16 protein-coding genes, 1 other RNA gene and 1 pseudogene are annotated in these 17,697 nt (G+C 72.7%); 6 read left to right on the forward strand and 12 right to left on the reverse strand.

Annotation, left to right across the window (positions count from 1 at the left end):
- Positions 1-137: 137 nt before the first annotated feature.
- Positions 138-1,535 carry a nitrate/nitrite transporter gene (locus ACH4EB_RS21155; protein ID WP_398349068.1) on the reverse strand — a complete coding sequence of 466 codons (1,398 nt, stop codon included), beginning with the start codon at positions 1,533-1,535 and terminating at the stop codon, positions 138-140.
- A 326-nt stretch (positions 1,536-1,861) separates the two neighbouring features.
- On the opposite strand from ACH4EB_RS21155, the gene ACH4EB_RS21160 reads away from it, so the two are divergent.
- From ACH4EB_RS21160 to ACH4EB_RS21175, 4 genes are all read left to right on the forward strand, one after another.
- Complete coding sequence (locus ACH4EB_RS21160; protein ID WP_398349069.1) at positions 1,862-2,005, forward strand: lasso RiPP family leader peptide-containing protein; 144 nt, start codon at positions 1,862-1,864, stop codon at positions 2,003-2,005.
- Between the two features lie 500 nt (positions 2,006-2,505).
- Positions 2,506-4,383 carry an asparagine synthase-related protein gene (locus ACH4EB_RS21165; RefSeq protein ID WP_398349070.1) on the forward strand — a complete coding sequence of 626 codons (1,878 nt, stop codon included), beginning with the start codon at positions 2,506-2,508 and terminating at the stop codon, positions 4,381-4,383.
- A gap of 5 nt (positions 4,384-4,388) precedes the next feature.
- Complete coding sequence (locus ACH4EB_RS21170; RefSeq protein WP_398349071.1) at positions 4,389-4,646, forward strand: lasso peptide biosynthesis PqqD family chaperone; 258 nt, start codon at positions 4,389-4,391, stop codon at positions 4,644-4,646.
- On the forward strand, positions 4,643-5,053 hold the full coding sequence (locus ACH4EB_RS21175; RefSeq protein ID WP_398349072.1) for a lasso peptide biosynthesis B2 protein: 411 nt from the start codon (positions 4,643-4,645) through the stop codon (positions 5,051-5,053). The genes ACH4EB_RS21170 and ACH4EB_RS21175 overlap by 4 nt, the downstream gene beginning before the upstream one ends.
- A 116-nt stretch (positions 5,054-5,169) precedes the next feature.
- Here the strand turns inward: ACH4EB_RS21175 and ACH4EB_RS21180 are convergent, their stop codons facing one another.
- Positions 5,170-5,691 (reverse strand): DUF4232 domain-containing protein, encoded by a 522-nt coding sequence (locus ACH4EB_RS21180; RefSeq protein ID WP_398349073.1) that lies wholly within the window; start codon positions 5,689-5,691, stop codon positions 5,170-5,172.
- Between the two features lie 100 nt (positions 5,692-5,791).
- Complete coding sequence (locus ACH4EB_RS21185; RefSeq protein WP_398349074.1) at positions 5,792-6,769, reverse strand: LysR family transcriptional regulator; 978 nt, start codon at positions 6,767-6,769, stop codon at positions 5,792-5,794.
- Between the two features lie 320 nt (positions 6,770-7,089).
- Between ACH4EB_RS21185 and ACH4EB_RS21190 the strand changes: the two genes are divergently transcribed.
- Entirely contained in the window at positions 7,090-8,385 is a 1,296-nt protein-coding gene (locus ACH4EB_RS21190) for an MFS transporter (RefSeq protein ID WP_398349075.1), read from the forward strand.
- Between the two features lie 104 nt (positions 8,386-8,489).
- Here the strand turns inward: ACH4EB_RS21190 and ssrA are convergent.
- The 5 genes from ssrA to ftsE all read right to left on the reverse strand — a co-directional run bounded on the left by ssrA (position 8,490) and on the right by ftsE (position 12,433).
- Positions 8,490-8,859: a transfer-messenger RNA gene (gene ssrA / locus ACH4EB_RS21195) on the reverse strand.
- Between the two features lie 151 nt (positions 8,860-9,010).
- Complete coding sequence (gene smpB / locus ACH4EB_RS21200; protein WP_398349076.1) at positions 9,011-9,529, reverse strand: SsrA-binding protein SmpB; 519 nt, start codon at positions 9,527-9,529, stop codon at positions 9,011-9,013.
- An 18-nt stretch (positions 9,530-9,547) separates the two neighbouring features.
- The gene (locus ACH4EB_RS21205; protein WP_398349077.1) at positions 9,548-10,732 is read right to left on the reverse strand and encodes a S41 family peptidase; all 1,185 of its coding nucleotides are present in this window, start codon (positions 10,730-10,732) and stop codon (positions 9,548-9,550) included.
- 67 nt (positions 10,733-10,799) lie between these two features.
- Positions 10,800-11,711, reverse strand: coding sequence for a permease-like cell division protein FtsX (gene ftsX / locus ACH4EB_RS21210; RefSeq protein ID WP_365835497.1), 912 nt, complete (start codon positions 11,709-11,711; stop codon positions 10,800-10,802).
- Between the two features lie 32 nt (positions 11,712-11,743).
- Complete coding sequence (ftsE, locus tag ACH4EB_RS21215) at positions 11,744-12,433, reverse strand: cell division ATP-binding protein FtsE (protein ID WP_003986514.1); 690 nt, start codon at positions 12,431-12,433, stop codon at positions 11,744-11,746.
- Positions 12,434-12,728: 295 nt separating this feature from the next.
- On the opposite strand from ftsE, the gene ACH4EB_RS21220 reads away from it, so the two are divergent.
- Positions 12,729-12,917 (forward strand): hypothetical protein, encoded by a 189-nt coding sequence (locus tag ACH4EB_RS21220; protein ID WP_398349078.1) that lies wholly within the window; start codon positions 12,729-12,731, stop codon positions 12,915-12,917.
- Positions 12,918-13,061: 144 nt separating this feature from the next.
- Here ACH4EB_RS21220 and ACH4EB_RS21225 read toward each other — a convergent pair whose 3' ends face one another.
- The 4 genes and pseudogenes from ACH4EB_RS21225 to ACH4EB_RS21240 form a co-directional block, all read right to left on the reverse strand.
- Complete coding sequence (locus ACH4EB_RS21225) at positions 13,062-13,982, reverse strand: hypothetical protein (protein WP_398349079.1); 921 nt, start codon at positions 13,980-13,982, stop codon at positions 13,062-13,064.
- A 354-nt stretch (positions 13,983-14,336) separates the two neighbouring features.
- Positions 14,337-15,449 (reverse strand): peptide chain release factor 2, encoded by a 1,113-nt coding sequence (prfB, locus tag ACH4EB_RS21230; protein ID WP_398349080.1) that lies wholly within the window; start codon positions 15,447-15,449, stop codon positions 14,337-14,339.
- A 150-nt stretch (positions 15,450-15,599) separates the two neighbouring features.
- Positions 15,600-16,913 carry a serine/threonine-protein kinase gene (locus ACH4EB_RS21235; protein ID WP_398349081.1) on the reverse strand — a complete coding sequence of 438 codons (1,314 nt, stop codon included), beginning with the start codon at positions 16,911-16,913 and terminating at the stop codon, positions 15,600-15,602.
- A 258-nt stretch (positions 16,914-17,171) separates the two neighbouring features.
- Positions 17,172-17,697, reverse strand: a pseudogene (locus ACH4EB_RS21240) (serine/threonine protein kinase); the annotation flags it as partial.

A 17,697-nucleotide genomic window follows, 5' to 3' on the forward strand; every position in this document is an offset into this window, starting at 1 on the left:
CCGTCCCTGGCTTGTCCTGGCTCCGGTGCCGCCGGGCACCGGTGGAGGTCCGAGCCTGCCAACCGCCGGTGACAGGCTCGCTCCCGCAGTATTTCCCAGCGGTTACGGACCGCCGCGACCGCCCGCCGAGCCGTGCGTCACACCTTCGCGAGCGCGGGCTGCGGCGCCTCCCGGTCCCGAACGGCCACGGTGGCCGCCGTTCGCCTCAGGTATACGGCCCAGGTCACCGCGGAGCACAGCGCGTAACAGCCGAGAAAGGCCACGAACGCCGGGATACCCGTGCCCGCGGACCGAAACGCCTGGCGGAAGGCGAGGTTGATGCCGAGGCCGCCGAGCGCGCCGACGGCTCCGATCAGCCCCATCGCCGCGCCGGACAGCCGCCGCCCGTGGGCCGCGGCCGCCTCGCCCGTCAGGCCCTTCGCCAGCGCCTTGGCGTGGAAGATGCCGGGGATCATCTTGTACGTGGAGCCGTTGCCGAGTCCGGTGAGCACGAAGAGGGCGACGAAACCGGCGAGGAAGGCGTCCAGGGAGTGCCGCGCGGACGCCACGATCACCACGCCCGTGGCCAGGGCCATCGCCGCGAAGTTCGCCAGGGTGATCCGGGCCCCGCCGTACCGGTCCGCGAGCCGGCCGCCCACCGGCCGCACCAGGGACCCGAGCAGCGGTCCGAGGAAGGTCAGCGACGCCGCCTGGAGGGGCGTGCGCGCGAACTGGGTCTGCAGGACCAGGCCGAAGGCGAAGCCGTAGCCGATGAACGACCCGAACGTGCCGACGTAGAGGAGCGAGACGATCCAGGTGTGCGGGTCGCGGGCCGCGTCCCTGGCCGCCCCGGTGTCGTTGCGCACCGGGCGCAGGTTGTCCATGAACAGGGCAGCCAGTACGGCGGCGGCCACGATCAGCGGGAGGTAGACCGCGAGCACCAGCCGCGGGTGCGCCGCACCGGCCGTGGCGATGACGAGCAGCCCGAGCAACTGGACGACAGGAACACCGAGGTTGCCGCCGCCCGCGTTCAGACCGAGCGCCCAGCCCTTCTTCCGCAGCGGGTAGAAGGAGTTGATGTTCGTCATGGACGAGGCGAAGTTCCCGCCGCCGACCCCCGCCAGCGCCGCGACCAGCAGGAAGACGCTGTACGAGGTCCCGGGCCGCAGGGCGAACGCCGCGGCGGCGGTGGGGACGAGCAGCAGCGCCACGCTGAACACCGTCCAGTTCCGCCCGCCGAACCGCGCCACCGCGAGGGTGTACGGCACCCGCAGCACCGCCCCCACCAGCGTCGCCACCGCCACCAGGAAGAACTTCCCGGCCGCGTCGATCCCGTACTCCGGCCCCATGAACAGCACCATGACCGACCACAGGCTCCACACGGAGAACCCGATGTGCTCACAGACGACGGAGAGCACGAGATTGCGCCGGGCGATCCGCCGGCCGTGGCCGCGCCAGAAGGTCTCGTCCTCCGGGTCCCACCGTTCGATCCAGCGGCCCGCTCCCCGCGCGGGCGGGCGGGCCGCCGCGCCCGTGGCCGTTCCAGTATCCGTCATCGCGCCTCCCAGGTGCCGGTTGCCGGTTGCCGCCGTACCGCGACGCTAGGAAAAGCGCATTTCCCCTCTGTGGCGGTGCGTGACCGCCGCGAAACCTTGCGCTCACCGTGCCAGGGAGCGCGCGGTGAGCGCGCTACGCGCTGGTGGCGCACAACCGCCGGAGGTTACGCCAATGCACCCCGTGCGCCCCCTTCATCACTCGTTAGGGGCAATGGCAGCGGCCCTGAGGCCTGGCAACATCACTCCTGGACGCGCTGCGTAATCGCGTGAGCACAGCCTGTGATCAAGAGCGGCGCAGCACTTCTGAGGGAAGGGGACATATTCCTATGCCGGAATTTCAGGAACAGCCCGAGACGGTCGAGTACGAGGCACCGGAGCTCGCCGAGGCCGGTGACTTCACCGAGCTGACGCTCGGATTCCACGGCCACCACTGGGACACCTGGTCAGGCCGCGGCCACGGGTGGTGGTGACCCCGAAACTGACTGAGCCCCACCGGACCCTGCCACGCCCCGGTGGGGCCCCGGCCCCCGGCCTGACGGGACGTCGCCCACACGCCCCCAGTCCGGCGGTCCCCGCCCGGGCGCGCACCGCCCGCCCCGGCAGGGGCCGCCCCCACCGTCGCGGCCGGTCGGCCGGTGGCACCGCGGACCCGGCCGCCCGCGGCGCTCCGGCCTCGGCGGTACGACGCCGCCGTACGACCCCGGCGGTACGGGCATGGCGGTACGGGTCTGGCGGTACGACCCCGCCGGTACGGATCTGGCGGTACGGGTCTGGCGGTACGACCCCGCCGGTACGGATCTGGCGGTACGGAGCCCACCCGTACCGGCCCGGACCGGAAGCCACCCCGATCGCCGTCCACACCCGTCCGAACCTGGCCACACCTGCCCACACCTGTCCGTCCCGTCCGTACCCGACCGGAACCGACCATGTGCCTCACGCCCGCATCACACGCCAGGGGTGGTAAGTCATCGTGGATTTCGTCGTCTTCCCCGACCATCCCGCGACCGGTCCGCTCTGTCTGAGCCTGCGGCGCGACCCCACCGTGCGGACGGTGCGCCACCCCTCGGGACGCCCCTGGATCATGGGCCACTGGACCGACGACGAGGCGGTCGCGGCCGCTTCGGGGCCGGACCGGCTGCTGCTGCTCGGTACGACCTCGGCCGACGCCGGAGCCCTGGACCGGATGCTGCGCCGGCTGCGCCGCCTCGACGACCTGGACAGCCGGGTCCGCGAACTGCCCGGCAGCTTCTTCCTGCTGGCCGCGATGGGCTCCCGCGTCCGCTGCCAGGGCAGCCTGTCCACGGTCCGGCAGATCCACCACGCGGCCGTCAACGGCGTCACGGTCGCGGGCAGCCACCCGCAGGACCTGGCGGCGCTGGCCCGTGAGGCGGCCGCCGCCGGCCTGCCCACCGGAGCGCCCGGCCTCGGCTCGGCCGACGAAGAGGGCCTGGCGCTGCGGCTGCTCACCCCGTTCGCGCCGTTCCCGCTCGCCCAGCGCCCGGCCTGGCGGGCGGTGCACGCCGTACCACCGGGCCACTGCCTGACGCTGGGCGCCGACGGGCGGCACGGCACGGCGCGCTGGTGGCGGCCCCCACAGCCCGACCTGTGGCTGGAGGACGCCGCCGAGGCCGTACGGGACGCGCTGACCGAGGCGGTACGGGCGCGTGCCCGCCGCCCGGTGCTCAGCGCCGACCTCTCCGGCGGCATGGACTCCACCAGCCTGTGTTTCCTCGCCGCCCGCGAGGACACCCGGCTGATCACCACGGCCTGGGTGTGCCGGGACGAGGCCAACGACGACAACGCGTGGAGCGGCCACGGCGCGGCCCTGCTCCCGGCCGCCGAACACCTGCCGCTCCCGTACGCCGACGCGCCCACCTGGTACACCCCGCCGCGGCCGGGGCTCGGTGACCCGGCCGGCCCGCTCGCCGTGGTCCGGGAGAGCGCCCGCCTCGCCCACCAGGCCGGGCTCGTCGCCGCCCGCGGCTCCCGTACCCACCTGGTCGGCGTCGGCGGCGACGAGCTGTTCAGCCCGCGCCCGGTGGTGCTGAACTCCCTGGCCCGTACGGACTTCCGCTCCGCCGCCCGGCGCGCCTGCGCGGCCCGCCGCCTCGGCCGCTGGACGCTGGTCGACACCCTGCGCACCCTGTTCGGCGGCGTCCCGTATCCGCAGTGGCTGGAGTCCTGCGCCGACCGGATCGTGCCCGGCGTACGGTCCGGCGACAGCGGCGCCGACTGGGAGGTCGTACCGGCCATGCCGCCGTGGGCGCACCCGGACGCGGTGTCCACCGTCCGCCGCCTGGTGCGCGACGCCGCCGCTGCGGAGCCCGAGCCCTTCGCGCCGCTGCGCTGCCAGCACGAGACGCTGCGGGCCGCCGCCCGGGCCGGGGAGATCGTGCGCGGCGCGGCCGCCCTGACCGCGTGCCACGGTGTCACCTTCGAGGCCCCGTTCCTCGACGACAACGTCATCGAGGCCGCGCTGACCGTGCGGCTCGTGGACCAGATCCCGGTCGGCTCGTACAAGCCCCTGCTCAGCGCGGCCATGCGCGGGATCCTGCCGGACCCGGTACGGGCCCGCGGCACCAAGGGCGAGCACAGCGCCGAGGTCTACGCGGGCCTGCGCCGCCACCGCCGGGCGCTGTCCGCGCTCTGCGACGACTCACGCCTGGCCGGTCTGGGCCTGATCCGGCCCGAGGTGCTGCGGACGGCCCTGACCTCGCTGCACCCGCTGTCGCAACCCCTGCATCCCCTCGACCCCACCCTGGCGGCCGAGTACTGGCTGCGCTCCCTCCAGGAGACGCAGGCGCCCGTCCCCGACCGCCCCACCGTTCCCGCCGCGGAAGGAGCCTGAACCCGATGGCGTTCGCCCTCGCCCCCCATGTCAGCAGCGTGCGCACCCCCGGAGGCATGGTGCTGCTCAACGCCCGTACGGGCCGCTACTGGCAGATGAACAACACCGGCGCGTTCGTCCTGGAACACCTCCTGGCGGGCGGCACCTGCGCGTCGGCCGCCGACGAACTGCGCCACCGCCACCCCTCGGCGGCGGACCGGGTGTCCGCGGACGCCGTCGCGCTGCTGGAGTCGCTCGTGTCGGCGAAGCTGGTGACCTCGTGAGCGTGCCCGTCGCCGTGGGCGACCGCGCGCGGCTGCCCTTCGCGGAGCGCTGCGCCGCCCTCGGCTGTGTCGCCGCGGCGCGCCTGCTGACGTGCTTCTCCCCGCGTACGCTGTGCCGCGCGCTGGAGACCGTACGGCGCGGCGCCCGCCCGGCCACCGAGCCGGAGGCCGCGCGCGCCCGGCACGCCGTCGTCGCGGTCAGCGTGCGCTGCGCGGGCAACGGCTGTCTGCAACGCTCCGTGGCGACCGCGCTGTTGTGCCGGCTGCGCGGCCGGTGGCCGCAGTGGTGCACGGGCGTGCGGACGGAGCCGTTTCGCGCGCACGCGTGGGTCGCGGTGGACGGCCGCCCCGTGGGCGAGCCCGACGACACCCGCCTCTACCACCCACTGCTGTCGGTTCCCCGCTGAGGACGAGCACCGTACGGACCCGGACGGCAGCCCGCGCCCCACGGAGGCCCCGGGCAAGGCGGCGGGCAAGCCGTCCGACCGGCCGGGCTCGGGACACGCACGGCCCCGCGCCGCCGTCAGGCCCGCCGCGGCGGGCCCATCCGTATCACGTCGCCGCACACATCCAGCCGAGCCCGCTCACCCCGCTCGTCCCACACCTGCACCCGCGTCCCCTTCGTGTCCCGCGGCGCCGCGACCTCCGCGGCCCCGTCGCTCACCAGACAGTCGTCCTGGGAGGGACGCTCACGCGGCGCGCCCCGGTACCGCAGGTCCACCACGACCCCCTTCCCACTGGGCAGGCTGACCGCACGAGCACGCCCGTGCCCCACGCCTCCCGCCTCGGGCCCCTTGCCGACATGCACCAGCAACGCGGGGAAGCCGCGGAAGACACACTCGCTCGCCCCGGTGTTGACCGCCGAGAGCCGCCCCTCCCGATGCGTGCTGCGGGGCTTCTTCTTCAACACCGTGACCTTCCACTTCAGGTCAGCGGTCGTACAGCTCGCGCGCAGCGCGTGCACACGCGGTTCGTCACAGGCGACCAGGCCACCGCTCAGCACGAGCACGGCCAGGGCCGCCACGGTCAGCGGGCGCTTGCGCACGGGACCCCCAGTTGTCCGGTTACGTTTCTGCCGCCCATAGGGAGGGATTCCAGCGCTTATCGGTTGCTTATAAGTTGCTCATACGACAGGAATTCGGCCGTCACCCGCCGTACGCCATCAAAGCCGCGTCCTCCTCGGGGAGCCACACCGGCCCCTCCGGCCACCGCAGCCACCCCCGTTCGCCCGCCAGCTCCCGGCAGGCCGTACGCAACGCGTCCAGGCCCGGGTGGCGCAGGCCGCGCCGCCACACCAGGGATATCGGCGAGAGCGGCACGGGGTCGGTGACCGGCCGCAGCGCCATGCCGGGCACATCGATGAACTCCACTCCGGCCAGTACCGACCAGCCCTGTTTGCGGACCACGCGCATGAACTCCGCCGACCCCTCGATCTCCGGGAACGGCGCCGCCATCGCGATGTCCCGCCCGGCGAAGAGGCGGGCGGCCAGGTCGGTCCACTCGGCGGTGCGCGGATTCCCGGCCCCGGCGTAGAGAGTCTCGCCCGCGAGGGCCGCCAGGGGCACGGCGGGGCGGGCCGCCAGGGGGTGGCCGGCGTCCAGCAGGACGGCCATCGGCTCGTACCGTACGGGCTGGTGTCCCAGGCGGGCGCGGACGGCCGGGGGCAGTCCGGCGACGCGTCCGAAGGACACGTCCAGCCGACCGGCGGCGAGTTCGGCCGCCGCGCCGGTCAGGCCGCTGTGGTAGCGCGCGACGAGTTCGCAGGCGGGGGCCAGCCGGCGGGCCTCCTCCAGGACGGCGTGCGCCGTGCCGATGGGTACGCCGATGTCGACCAGGAGAGGGCGGTCGTCGGGGGCGTGGAAGGCGGCGGCCAGGTCGTCGTGGGCGGCCAGCACGCGGCGCGCGTACGGGAGCAGCCGGGTGCCGTGCTCGGTGAGGGCGACCCGGCGTGTCGTACGGTCGAAGAGGTCCGCGCCCACCTCGCGTTCCAGCCGCCGGATGTCGCGGCTCAGGGCCTGCTGGGCGACGTACAGCCGGGCGGCGGCGCGGGTGAAGTGCAGTTCGTCGGCGACGGCGGTGAAGGCGCGGAGCAGACGAGGATCGAGGTCTCGGGACACGGGCACATCGTGCCACCGGCGCGCGCGGAGCCCGGACGCGCCGGTGGCGTCGGCAACGGGAGCGCGCGAATCGCCAAAACACCGACACCGGGAGCGCGTTAATGCGCCGACAGGACTGACACCGAGGGTGCGTCAATGCGTCGGCGGCACGGACACCGAGGGCTCGGCAACGCGTCGTCGGAACTGACACCGAGGGTGCGTCAATGCATCGGCGGCGCTGACACCACAGGCTCGCCAACGCGCCGGCAGCACTGACAACAGAAGTGTGTGAATCCGCGCGCATCAGGTGTTGGACGGGGAACGGGCCGCGCGACGACCGTAGTTGCGTGATCCTCTTCCTCGCCGCCCGACCCGTGACCGCCCCGCCCGTTCCGCCCGCCCGCCGGCGGCGCCGCCGCTCCCCCGCCGTGCTCCGGCGCGCACTCGGGCCGTACGGACGGATCCTCACCACCCCCGGCGCCCGTGCCTTCACCGCCGCCAACCTCCTCGCCCGGCTGCCCATGGGCATGTTCGGCGTCAGCGCGATCCTGATGATCGCCGGGTCGCGCGGCTCGTACGCGCTGGCCGGAGCGGTCACCGCGACCGGGCTGGCGGCGACGGCGGTCGCCGGGCCGTGGACGGCGCGGCTGGTGGACCGGTACGGACAGGCCAGGATCGCCGTCCCCGCCACGGCCCTCGCCGTCCTCGGGTCGCTCGCCCTGGTCCTGTGCGTCCACCTCGGCGCGCCGTCCTGGACCCTGTTCGCCGCGTACGCCTGCACCGCGACCACGCCGAACACGGGCGGCATGGCACGCGCCCGCTGGGCCCACCTCCTGCGCGACGACCCGGGCGCGCTGCACACCGCCAACTCCTTCGAGCAGGCGGCCGACGAGGGGTGTTTCATGCTCGGGCCGGTGCTGGCGGCGCTCCTGTGCACCGGGCTCTTCCCCGAGGCGGGCACGCTGACCGGTGCGGTGCTGCTGCTGACCGGCGTGCTGCTGTTCGCCGCCCAGCGGCGCACCGAGCCCCCGGCCGCCCCCGCCGCCGCCCGCCACGGCGCCGGGCGACTCGTGCTCTCGCTGCTGCCCCTGCTGCTGACCTTCCTCGCCACCGGCGCGGTCTTCGGCTCGCTGGAGGTCGTCACGATCGGCTTCACGGACGCGCACGGGCAGCGCGCCGTGGCGGGCGTGCTGCTCGCCCTCCAGGCGGCCGGGTCCTGCGCGGCGGGCCTCCTGTACGGGGTGGTGCGCCCGACCGGGCCGGCGGACCGCCGCTTCGTCCGGTGCGTCACGGCGATGGCCGCGCTGATGTGGCTGCCGTTCACGGCGGCGGGCGCGGGCGGCGGGGTCCTGCTGGCGGCGGCCCTGCTGCTCGCCGGGATGGCCACGGCGCCGACCATGGTCACCGGGATGGGACTGATCCAGTCGCGGGTACCGGCCGGCCGTCTGAACGAGGGCATGACGCTGGCCGTCACCGCGCTGCTGACCGGCATCGCGGTGGGCTCGGCGGGCGGCGGCTGGGCCGTGCAGCACCTGCCCGCCGGAACCGCCGCCGGCTACACCGTGCCCGCCGCGGCGGCTGCCCTGGCTCTGACCGCGGCCGGCGCCGCCCACGCCGTACGGGCCACCCGGCGGCCGGTGTGAGGCCCGCTGCCCAGGCAACGACGAAGGCCCCGCTGCCTGGGCAGCGGGGCCTTCGCCTCACATGGGGTGACGGGTCCGGGGGCCGGGGCCTCCGGTTCTCCGTCGAGTGGAGATGGCGGGAATCGAACCCGCGTCCAACGGTGCGGAAACAGGGCTTCTCCGAGCGCAGTCCGCTGCGATTTTCTCAGCCCCGGAGATCTCGCGGACAAGTCTCCGACGGGCTCAGTCACTGTTTGATTTCCTTCCAGGACCCGTGACCGGACCTAGAAGTTTAGTTCCCTAGCTGATGCCAGGATCCGGGTCGGGAACACCCCCGGGCTGACACTTCGCAGGTCGCTACTTAGGCAGCGAGGGCGAAGGAATCGCGCTTGGTGTTGGCGATTATTTTTTGCGACATATGGTTTACGAGATCATTGCCGCTTCCTCGGCTCGCTTCCCCTGCTTCGACATCCGCTGTCGAAACCGATCATCCCCATGTTGTTTTTTCAAGGTGGTGCCTGCACCGGCGTGCGGTGCGTAGCCCATCGTACGTGACCAACGCGCGACGATGCCAGCGTATTCCCACCCGGACGGCGGGCCGCGCACCGGCGCCCGGACTCTCGGGCCCGCTCGCGCGCCCGGGCTCTCAGGCCCGCTCGCGCCGCTTGGCCGCCGAGATCGCCCGATGCGCCTCGCGGCGGTCCTGCTGCTCGCGCAGCGTCTGCCGCTTGTCGTACTCCTTCTTGCCCTTGGCGAGCGCGATCTCGACCTTCGCGCGGCCGTTCTTGAAGTACAGCGACAGCGGCACGATCGTGTGGCTGGTCTCCTGCGACTTGGACGCCAGCTTGTCGATCTCCAGGCGGTGCAGCAGCAGCTTGCGCTTGCGCCGGGCGCTGTGGTTGGTCCACGTCCCCTGGGCGTACTCGGGGATGTGCACGTTGTGCAGCCACGCCTCCCCGCGGTCGATCTGCACGAAGCCGTCCACCAGGGACGCCCGGCCCTGGCGCAGCGACTTGACCTCGGTGCCGGTCAGCACCAGCCCGCATTCGTACGTGTCCAGGATGAGGTAGTCGTGCCGCGCCTTCTTGTGCTGGGCGATGAGCTTGCGGCCGGTCCCGTCGTCCTTCTTGCTGTTCTTCTTGTTCGCCTTAGACGTCTTGGTCATAGTGAAGCCATTTTCGCACTACGCCCCACCCCCGAGGCCACTCAATACTGTGCGGGCGCGAGCCTGGGCGTCGTCCTCGGCGACCAGGTCGGGGGTGACGCCGCGGTCGTCCACCGTCCGCCCCGAGGGCGTGCGGTAGTGGCCGACGGTCAGCTCGGCGACCGAGCCGTCCGGCAGCTCGCTGGGCAACTGCACCGAGCCCTTGCCGAAGGTGGGCGTGCCGACGAGGACCGCGCGGCCGCGGTCCTGGAGCGCCCCGGCCAGCAGTTCGCCGGCGCTCATCGTGCCGCCGTCCACGAGCACCACGAGGGGGATCTCCGTGTCGCCGCCGCCCTTCGCGTACAGGGCGCGCTGGCTGCCGCGGACGTCGTACGTGGCGACCAGCCCGCCGTCCAGGAAGGCGGAGGCGGCGGTGACCGCCTCGCGCACCAGGCCGCCGGTGTTGCCGCGCAGGTCCAGCAGCACGCCACCGTGCGGGGACGCCGTGCGCACCGCCCGGCGGATCTCCTCGCCCGTGCCGCTGCTGAAGGCGCCGACCCTGATGCGGGTGGGCCCGTCCGGGCCGTCGGGGTGGTCGGTGGTCACGTTCTGGTCGCGCAGGCGGGCCCGGCGCAGGGTCTCGGTCCACTGCCGCGCACCGCGCCGCAGCTCCAGGGCGACGCTGCTCCCGACGCCCGGCCCCGGGCCGGCGGCGGCCGGCCCGGCGTCGCCGCGCAGCCGCGCCACGACCTCGGTGACCGGGCTGCCCCGTGAGGGCAGGCCGTCCACCGCGCGCAGCTCGTCGCCGGGGCGCAGACCGGCTGCCGCCGCGGGGCTGCCGGGCCGTACCCGGGAGACCAGGGCGCGGCCGTCCGCCGCCGGCCGCAGCCACAGGCCCACGCCCACGTACTCGCCGTCCAGCTCCCGCTGGAAGTCCTCGTACTCGCGGGCGGAGAACGCCGTGGACCAGCGGTCACCGCTGCGGCTGACGACGTCGTCCGCCGCGCCGGAGGCGTTCGTGTGCGGTCCGGTGTGCGTCGGCCGGTGGCCGCGGTCGGCCTCGGCGGCCGCACGCCCGGGTGCCTGCCGCTCGCCCGCCGGGTGCCCGCTCTCCTTCCAGGTGCCCGCCGCCGCGCCGGTCGCCAGCACGCTCACGAAGACCAACGTCAGGGCCGCCCCGCGGCGGCTGCGGCGGGGCCGGACGAACAAACACGGACCCGTCATGCCGGTGAGTGTAGGACAGAAAGAAGCGCCGTACGGTGAGTTGACCGTACGGCGCCCTTGGCATACATCACACCTTGAGGTACTTACGGAGCGCGAAGAACGCGGCGAGCGCCGGCATCAACAGGCCGATCAGCAGCACCAACGGCAGCACGGCGACGACCGAATCCCAGCCAATGAACTTGATGACCAGGATCTTCGTTGCCAGCCAGTTGTTGATCAGGACCCACTTGCCGCCGACGATCAGCACACACGCGAACACCGCGCCCAGCAGGCCCGCGATGGCCGCCTCCAGGATGAACGGCATCTGGATGTAGAAGCTGGACGCGCCCACCAGGCGCATGATCCCGGTTTCCCGCCGCCGGCTGAACGCCGACACCCGCACGGTGTTGACGATCAGCATCAGCGCCACCACCAGCATCAGCGCCATCACCACCAGCGCGGCGATGTTCATGCCGTTGAGGAGGTTGAACAGCGGCTCGATGGTGTCCCGCTGGTCCTGCACCTCCTGCACGCCCGGCCGCTCGGAGAACGCCGATTTGATCACTTCGTACTTCGTGGGGTCCTTGAGCTTGACCCGGAAGGACTCCGGCAACTGGTCGGGGGTGACCAGGCCCGCCACGGGCGTGTCGCCGAACTGCTCCTTGTAGTGCTTGTACGCCTGGTCGCTGGACTCGTACTGGACGTTCTGCACGATCGGCAGCCGGTCCAGCTCGGCCTTGATGTCGTTCTTCTGCTGCTCGGTGGCCGCGCCCTTGGCGCAGTGGGCACCCGTCTCGGCGTCGTTCTTGTTGCAGAAGAAGATGGAGACGTTGACCTTGTCGTACCAATAGCCCTTCATCGTGCTGACCTGGTCGCGCATCAGCAGCGAGGCGCCGAACAGGCCGAGGGAGAGGGCGACGGAGACAATGACCGCGAACGTCATCGTGAGGTTCCGGCGGAGACCGACGCCGATCTCCGACAGGACGAACTGGGCGCGCATGGCGTCCTTTCAGTGCTGGGGGCCGTACACGCTTAGTGCTGGTAGCCGTACACGCCGCGCGACTGGTCGCGCACGAGCCGGCCCTTTTCGAGTTCCATGACGCGCTTGCGCATCTGGTCGACGATCTGCTGGTCGTGGGTGGCCATGACCACCGTCGTACCGGTCCGGTTGATCCGGTCCAGCAGCTTCATGATGCCGACCGAGGTCTGCGGGTCGAGGTTGCCGGTGGGCTCGTCCGCGATGAGCAGCAGGGGGCGGTTGACGAACGCCCGCGCGATGGCGACGCGCTGCTGCTCACCACCGGACAGTTCGCCCGGCATCCGGTCCTCCTTGCCGCCGAGGCCGACGAGGTCGAGGACCTCGGGGACCGTCTTGCGGATCTGGCCGCGCGGCTTGCCGATGACTTCGAGGGCGAAGGCGACGTTCTGCCCCACCGTCTTGTTGGGGAGCAGCCGGAAGTCCTGGAAGACGGTGCCCACCTGGCGCCGCATCTGCGGCACCTTCCAGTTGGACAGCTTCGCGAGGTCCTTGCCCAGTACGTGCACGGCACCATGGCTGGCACGCTCCTCCCGCAGGAGCAGACGCAGGAAGGTGGACTTGCCGGAGCCCGAGGAGCCCACCAGGAAGACGAACTCGCCGCGCTCGATCTCCAGGGAGACATCCCTGAGGGCGGGGCGGTTCTGCTTCGGGTAGGTCTTGGAGACGTTGTCGAATCGGATCACTGATGCACCACGGTCGACCTGGGTAGCGGCACGGGATGCCCCTGTTGTGGCTCCCGTCGGTGAGCGTGACCCTACGCGAGTCTCGCGCGACGGCGCAGTCGCCGTTCGGGGTTGGTGCGTTTATTCACGGCATCTACGGGGACAAAACGAGCACATTCCGGCCCGTGGACCCGAGCGGTCGCGCCGAAAAGGCCGGAAGCCGACCGGGGCGCGCCGTTCCGCCGACGAGCTGGCAGAGTGGTAGCGGGAACCATCGTGGTCCCTTGCGCGTTGCAGCGGTTGAGGAGGAGGTCGCATGACGTACGACCGGCTGGTGTGCGCCAACTGCGCGGCCCCTGTGAGCGAGGGCCGCTGCCCCGTGTGCCGGGCCAGCAGGGAACGGCTGCAGGAGACCGGGCCGTTCGGCCAGGTGACGCCCGCGGCCGTGGTGGCGCTGCTGGTGGCACTGGTCGCGCTCGCGATGCTGCTGCATCAGGCCGCCTGAGACGTGCCCCGTGTGACGCACCGAGTACGGAGTGTCGCCGCGCACGAGGTGGCGATGACGTGAGAACGCCGAAGGGCCCGGAGCGCTGCTCGCGCTCCGGGCCCTTCGTCATGCGCTGCCCCGGGTGCGGGGCGGGGCCCGGTGTCAGGCCGCGGCCGCGCCGCCGTTCTTGTTGATCAGGCGCGGCATCAGGCGGAAGCCGATGCCACCGGCGATCATCGTCGCCGCGCCGACGAGCAGGAAGGTGGTGCCGGAGGCACCGGTCTCCGCCAGCTCGCCGCCCTTGGCCTGCTGCTGCGGCTGGCCGGGCGTGTCCACGATCTGCTGGCTGCCCTCGCCGGGCTGCTCGATGGGCTTGCTGCCCTCGTTGTCGGTGCCGGTGCCGGTGCCGTCGTCGCTGCCACCGGTGGCGCTGCCGCCGGTGCTGCTGCCGGTGCTGCTGCCACCGGTCTGGCCACCGTTCTCGTTGCCGCCGGTCTGGCCACCGTTCTGGTTGCCACCGGTCTCGTTGCCACCGGTCTGGCTGCCGGACTGGCCACCGTTCTGGTTGCCACCGGTCTGGCTGCCGCTCTGGCCACCGTTCTGGTTGCCACCGGTCTGGCTGCCGCTCTGGCCACCGTTCTGGTTGCCACCGGTCTCGTTGCCGCCGGTCTGGCTGCCGGACTGGCCGCCGTTCTGGTTGCCACCGGTCTCATTGCCACCGGTCTGGTTACCGCCGGTCTCGGAACCACCGGTCGGGTTGCCACCGGTCTCGCTACCGCCGGTCTCATTGCCACCGGTCTCGCTGCCACCGGTCTCATTGCCACCGGTCTCGGAACCACCGGTCTCGCTACCGCCGGTCTCGGAACCACCGGTCTCGCTGCCACCGATTTCGCTGCCACCGGAGTCGCCGCCGCCGGTGAGGAAATCGTCGATGGCGCCGATCAGGCCGCCGGAGTTCCCGGAACCGGCCGTCTGCTCGGTGCCGACCGCCGAAGCGGCGCCGGCGGCGGTGAGCGACGCACCGGCCGCGATCACCGCACCGGCCGCAATGCGTGCAACGCGCAGCCGCGTCTTCTTCGTCATGTGCCTGCTACCCCCAGTAGCTCTACTCGTCCTTGGAGCATCGCTGTTCGGGGCAGCGGCCGACCCGGGTGGGCGAGTCGCTGTACCGCCCTGCGGCCGTCGCACTCAGTCCCCCGTTCATACGCACGCCCCAGACATACGCATGCCGCGTACCACCCTTCCCAGTTCTCACATCATCGTCAAGGTCAAATAAAGAGGGGATGACCGAAATGAGGGGAGTTGCGGGGTCCATGGACGTATGACTGTGACCAAATTGCCACACGGTGGAACGGCAGTAAAAAACAACTGCCGCTCGAAAAGCGGCAGTTGTTTTCCCAGCATATTCAGACGGCGTTCGACGGAAGGTCGCTCGGCCTACTTCCCCTGCTCCTGCTGCTTGCGCCAGCGGATGCCCGCCTCCAGGAAACCGTCGATGTCGCCGTCGAGCACGGCCTGCGGATTGCCGACCTCGAACTCGGTACGGAGGTCCTTGACCATCTGGTAGGGGTGCAGCACGTACGACCGCATCTGGTTGCCCCAGGAATTGCCGCCGTCGCCCTTGAGCGCGTCCATCTTGGCCTGCTCCTCCTGGCGGCGGCGTTCGAGCAGCTTCGCCTGGAGGACGTTCATCGCGGTCGCCTTGTTCTGGATCTGCGAGCGCTCGTTCTGACAGGAGACGACGATGCCGGTCGGGATGTGCGTCAGGCGCACCGCGGAGTCGGTCGTGTTGACGCCCTGGCCGCCGGGGCCGGAGGAGCGGTACACGTCGACGCGCAGCTCGGACTCGTCGATCTCGATGTGGTCGGTCTGCTCGACCACCGGCAGCACCTCGACGCCCGCGAAGGACGTCTGGCGGCGGCCCTGGTTGTCGAAGGGCGAGATGCGCACGAGGCGGTGGGTGCCCTGCTCGACGGAGAGCGTGCCGTAGGCGTACGGCACCTGGACGGCGAAGGTGGTCGACTTGATGCCGGCCTCTTCGGCGTACGAGGTCTCGTACAGCTCGGTCTTGTAGCCGTGCCGCTCGGCCCAGCGCAGGTACATCCGCTGGAGCTTCTCGGCGAAGTCGGCGGCGTCCACGCCACCGGCCTCGGCGCGGATGTTGACGACGGCCTCGCGCGAGTCGTACTCGCCCGACAGCAGCGTGCGGACCTCCAGCTCGTCGACGGCCTTGCGGACGTCGGCCAGCTCGCTCTCGGCCTCGGCACGGGTCTCGTCGTCGCCCTCGGCCTCGGCCAGCTCGAAGAGCACACCGACGTCGTCGACCCGGCCGCGCAGCTCCTCGGCCCGGCGGAGCTGGCCCTGGAGATAGGACAGCCGACTGGTGATCTTCTGTGCGCTCTCCGGGTCGTCCCAGAGGGACGGCGCCGCGGCCTGCTCCTCAAGCGCGGCGATATCGGCCCTCATCTTGTCGAGGTCCAGGACGGCCTCGATCGACCCCATGGTCGAGGAGAGGGACTTCAGCTCTTCGGATACATCGACGACTGCCACGCACCCCAGCCTAACGGCTGCCGCCGCCTGCGTGCCCCGAGCCTCGCGCCGCTCGCCGGGCGGCGGCGCGAGGAGGCGGGCGGGGCGGGGTGCGGGCCGGGCGGTACGGGCTCCGCCCCGGCCGGCGCGGGCCGGGGCGCGGCCCGTGGGTCAGGGCGCGGGGTGCGGGGTCGCCGCGTCGGAGTGCCGGACGTCCGGCCTGGCGTCGCCGGAGTCGCCGTGCTGGGAGGCGAACCAGCCGCCGAGCCCGGCCGCGGCCACCACCGCGGCGGTGGCCAGGCCCAGCTTCACCCGGCGGCGGCGCACCGCCTCACGGTGCCGGGCCGAGCCCGCCCGGGGCTCGCCCGCGGCGCGCGGGGCGCGGGCCGTGCCGTGGGCGCCGCCCGCCAGCTCGTCCGGGCCCGGGACGCGCATGCTCGTGTGCGTCTCGCGGTTCGAGTCGGGGGCGGCCGAGCCGTGGACGAGCGGTACGGCGCCGCGCGGCCGGGAGCCGCCGGGCGCGACCGGCGGGTAGAGGGCTTCGTCGTACGGGGCGGAGCCGGATCCGGCGGCACCGGACGCGTACGGGCCGGTGCCGGTCTCCTCGCCCTCCTCGGCGGCCTGGTCGCCGTCGGGCTCGTCGATGTCCAGCGGCGGGTGGCCCGCCAGTCCGGGCAGGATCTCGCGCAGCCGGGCGGCCAGTTCGGGGGCGCGCAGCCGGGAGGCGGGCGCCTTGGCCAGGCACTGAAGGAGCAGTTGCCACAGCTCGTCCGGGATGCCGGGCAGCGGCGCCACCGCCTCGGTGACGTGGCGGCGCAGCACCGCGCCGGGGTGGCCGCCGCCGAACGGGGTGAAGCCGGCGAGCATCTCGTACAGGACCGTGGCGAGCGCGTACACGTCGACGGACGCGCGCGGCGGCAGGCCCTCGATGATCTCCGGCGCGAGGTAGTCGGGCGTGCCGATCACCTTGGTGGCGCGGGTGTGGCGGGGCGTGTCGACGAGGCGGGCAATGCCGAAGTCGGTGAGCAGCGCGGGGTGCGCGCCGCCGGGGCCGAGCGGCCCCTGCATGTCCAGCAGGACGTTCTCGGGCTTCACGTCGCGGTGCACGACGCCGGCCTTGTGGGCGGCGGCGAGGCCGTCGGCCACGTCGGCGGCGATGGCGACGGCGGCCTCCGGGGCGAGCCGGCGCTCCCGCTCCAGCCGGGTCCGCAGGTCCGTGCCGCGGACGAGGTCCATGACCAGGGCGAGGTCGTTGCCGTCGACCACCAGGTCGCGCACGCCGACGACGTGCGGGTGGTCCAGGCAGAGCAGTGCCGCGCGCTCCTGGACGAAGCGGCCGACCAGCTCCTGGTCGGCGGCGAGGTCCTCGCGCAGCAGCTTGATGGCGACGGGCCCCTCGGGTCCGTCGCCGAGCCATACCGTGCCGGCGCTGCCGCGGCCAATGATCTGGTGGGCGGTGTACCGGCTGCCGATCTTCCGTGCCAAGACTGCTCCGACGTGTCGGGCCCGCTGAGCGTCCTCAGGGGGCTGAAGGTGGCGTCAAAGCTACGCGGGTGTCAGGGGGGTTCGTGCCCAGGATGGGCACGGTTGTCACTTCTGTGGGGGAAATCGCCCCCTGGAAGTCGACAAATCTCCTCCGTCACCGCCGGACGCGGGTACGCCGCGCGTCCGGCGGGCGCGCGGGAACCGTCACCCGGCGCCACCGGGGCCGGAAAATCGGGGCCGGGGCACCGGGCCCGTACGTCACTGGAACCAGTTGCCGACGCCCTTGGCGAAGTCCCGGACACCGGCGAACACGTCGCCGATCTGCTCGAAGTACCCCTTGGTCGTACCGATCCACTCCTGGAGCGGGGAGAACTCCCAGACCGCCCAGCCGCCGACGAAGAGGATCACCAGCACGAACAGGCAGCCCTTCAGACAGCCCAGGCCCGGGATGCGCATCGGGTTGGCGCTGCGCTGCCGGGGCTCGCGGCGCGGCCGGGGCTCCCGCTCCGGCGGCCGCTCGGGCTCGTACCGCTGGGGCGGCGGCTGCTGCCGGCGCGGCGCCTGCTGCGGCTGGTGCTGCGGCGGCTGGTACGGCGCGGGCGCCTGCTGCTGGTACTGCGGGGGCTGCTGGGGACGCTGCTGCGGCTGCGGCGGACGCTGCTGGTACTGCTGCGGCTGCGCGGGCTGCCGCTGCGGCGGACGCTGCTGGTACTGCTGCGGCTGCGCGGGCTGCCGCTGCGGCGGACGCTGCTGGTACTGCTGCGGCTGCGCGGGCTGCCGCTGC

The organism is Streptomyces sp. NPDC018045, from assembly GCF_044327445.1.
In the GTDB taxonomy this organism is placed as follows: Bacteria; Actinomycetota; Actinomycetes; order Streptomycetales; family Streptomycetaceae; genus Streptomyces.

Bases quoted from the DNA above. Each gene is read 5' to 3' on its own strand.
- ACH4EB_RS21155 (WP_398349068.1), bottom strand. From the start codon at position 1,535: ATGACGGATACTGGAACGGCCACGGGCGCGGCGGCCCGCCCGCCCGCG.
- ACH4EB_RS21160 (WP_398349069.1), top strand. From the start codon at position 1,862: ATGCCGGAATTTCAGGAACAGCCCGAGACGGTCGAGTACGAGGCACCG.
- ACH4EB_RS21170 (WP_398349071.1), top strand. From the start codon at position 4,389: ATGGCGTTCGCCCTCGCCCCCCATGTCAGCAGCGTGCGCACCCCCGGA.
- smpB (WP_398349076.1), bottom strand. From the start codon at position 9,529: ATGACCAAGACGTCTAAGGCGAACAAGAAGAACAGCAAGAAGGACGAC.
- ACH4EB_RS21205 (WP_398349077.1), bottom strand. From the start codon at position 10,732: ATGACGGGTCCGTGTTTGTTCGTCCGGCCCCGCCGCAGCCGCCGCGGG.
- ftsX (WP_365835497.1), bottom strand. From the start codon at position 11,711: ATGCGCGCCCAGTTCGTCCTGTCGGAGATCGGCGTCGGTCTCCGCCGG.
- ACH4EB_RS21220 (WP_398349078.1), top strand. From the start codon at position 12,729: ATGACGTACGACCGGCTGGTGTGCGCCAACTGCGCGGCCCCTGTGAGC.
- ACH4EB_RS21225 (WP_398349079.1), bottom strand. From the start codon at position 13,982: ATGACGAAGAAGACGCGGCTGCGCGTTGCACGCATTGCGGCCGGTGCG.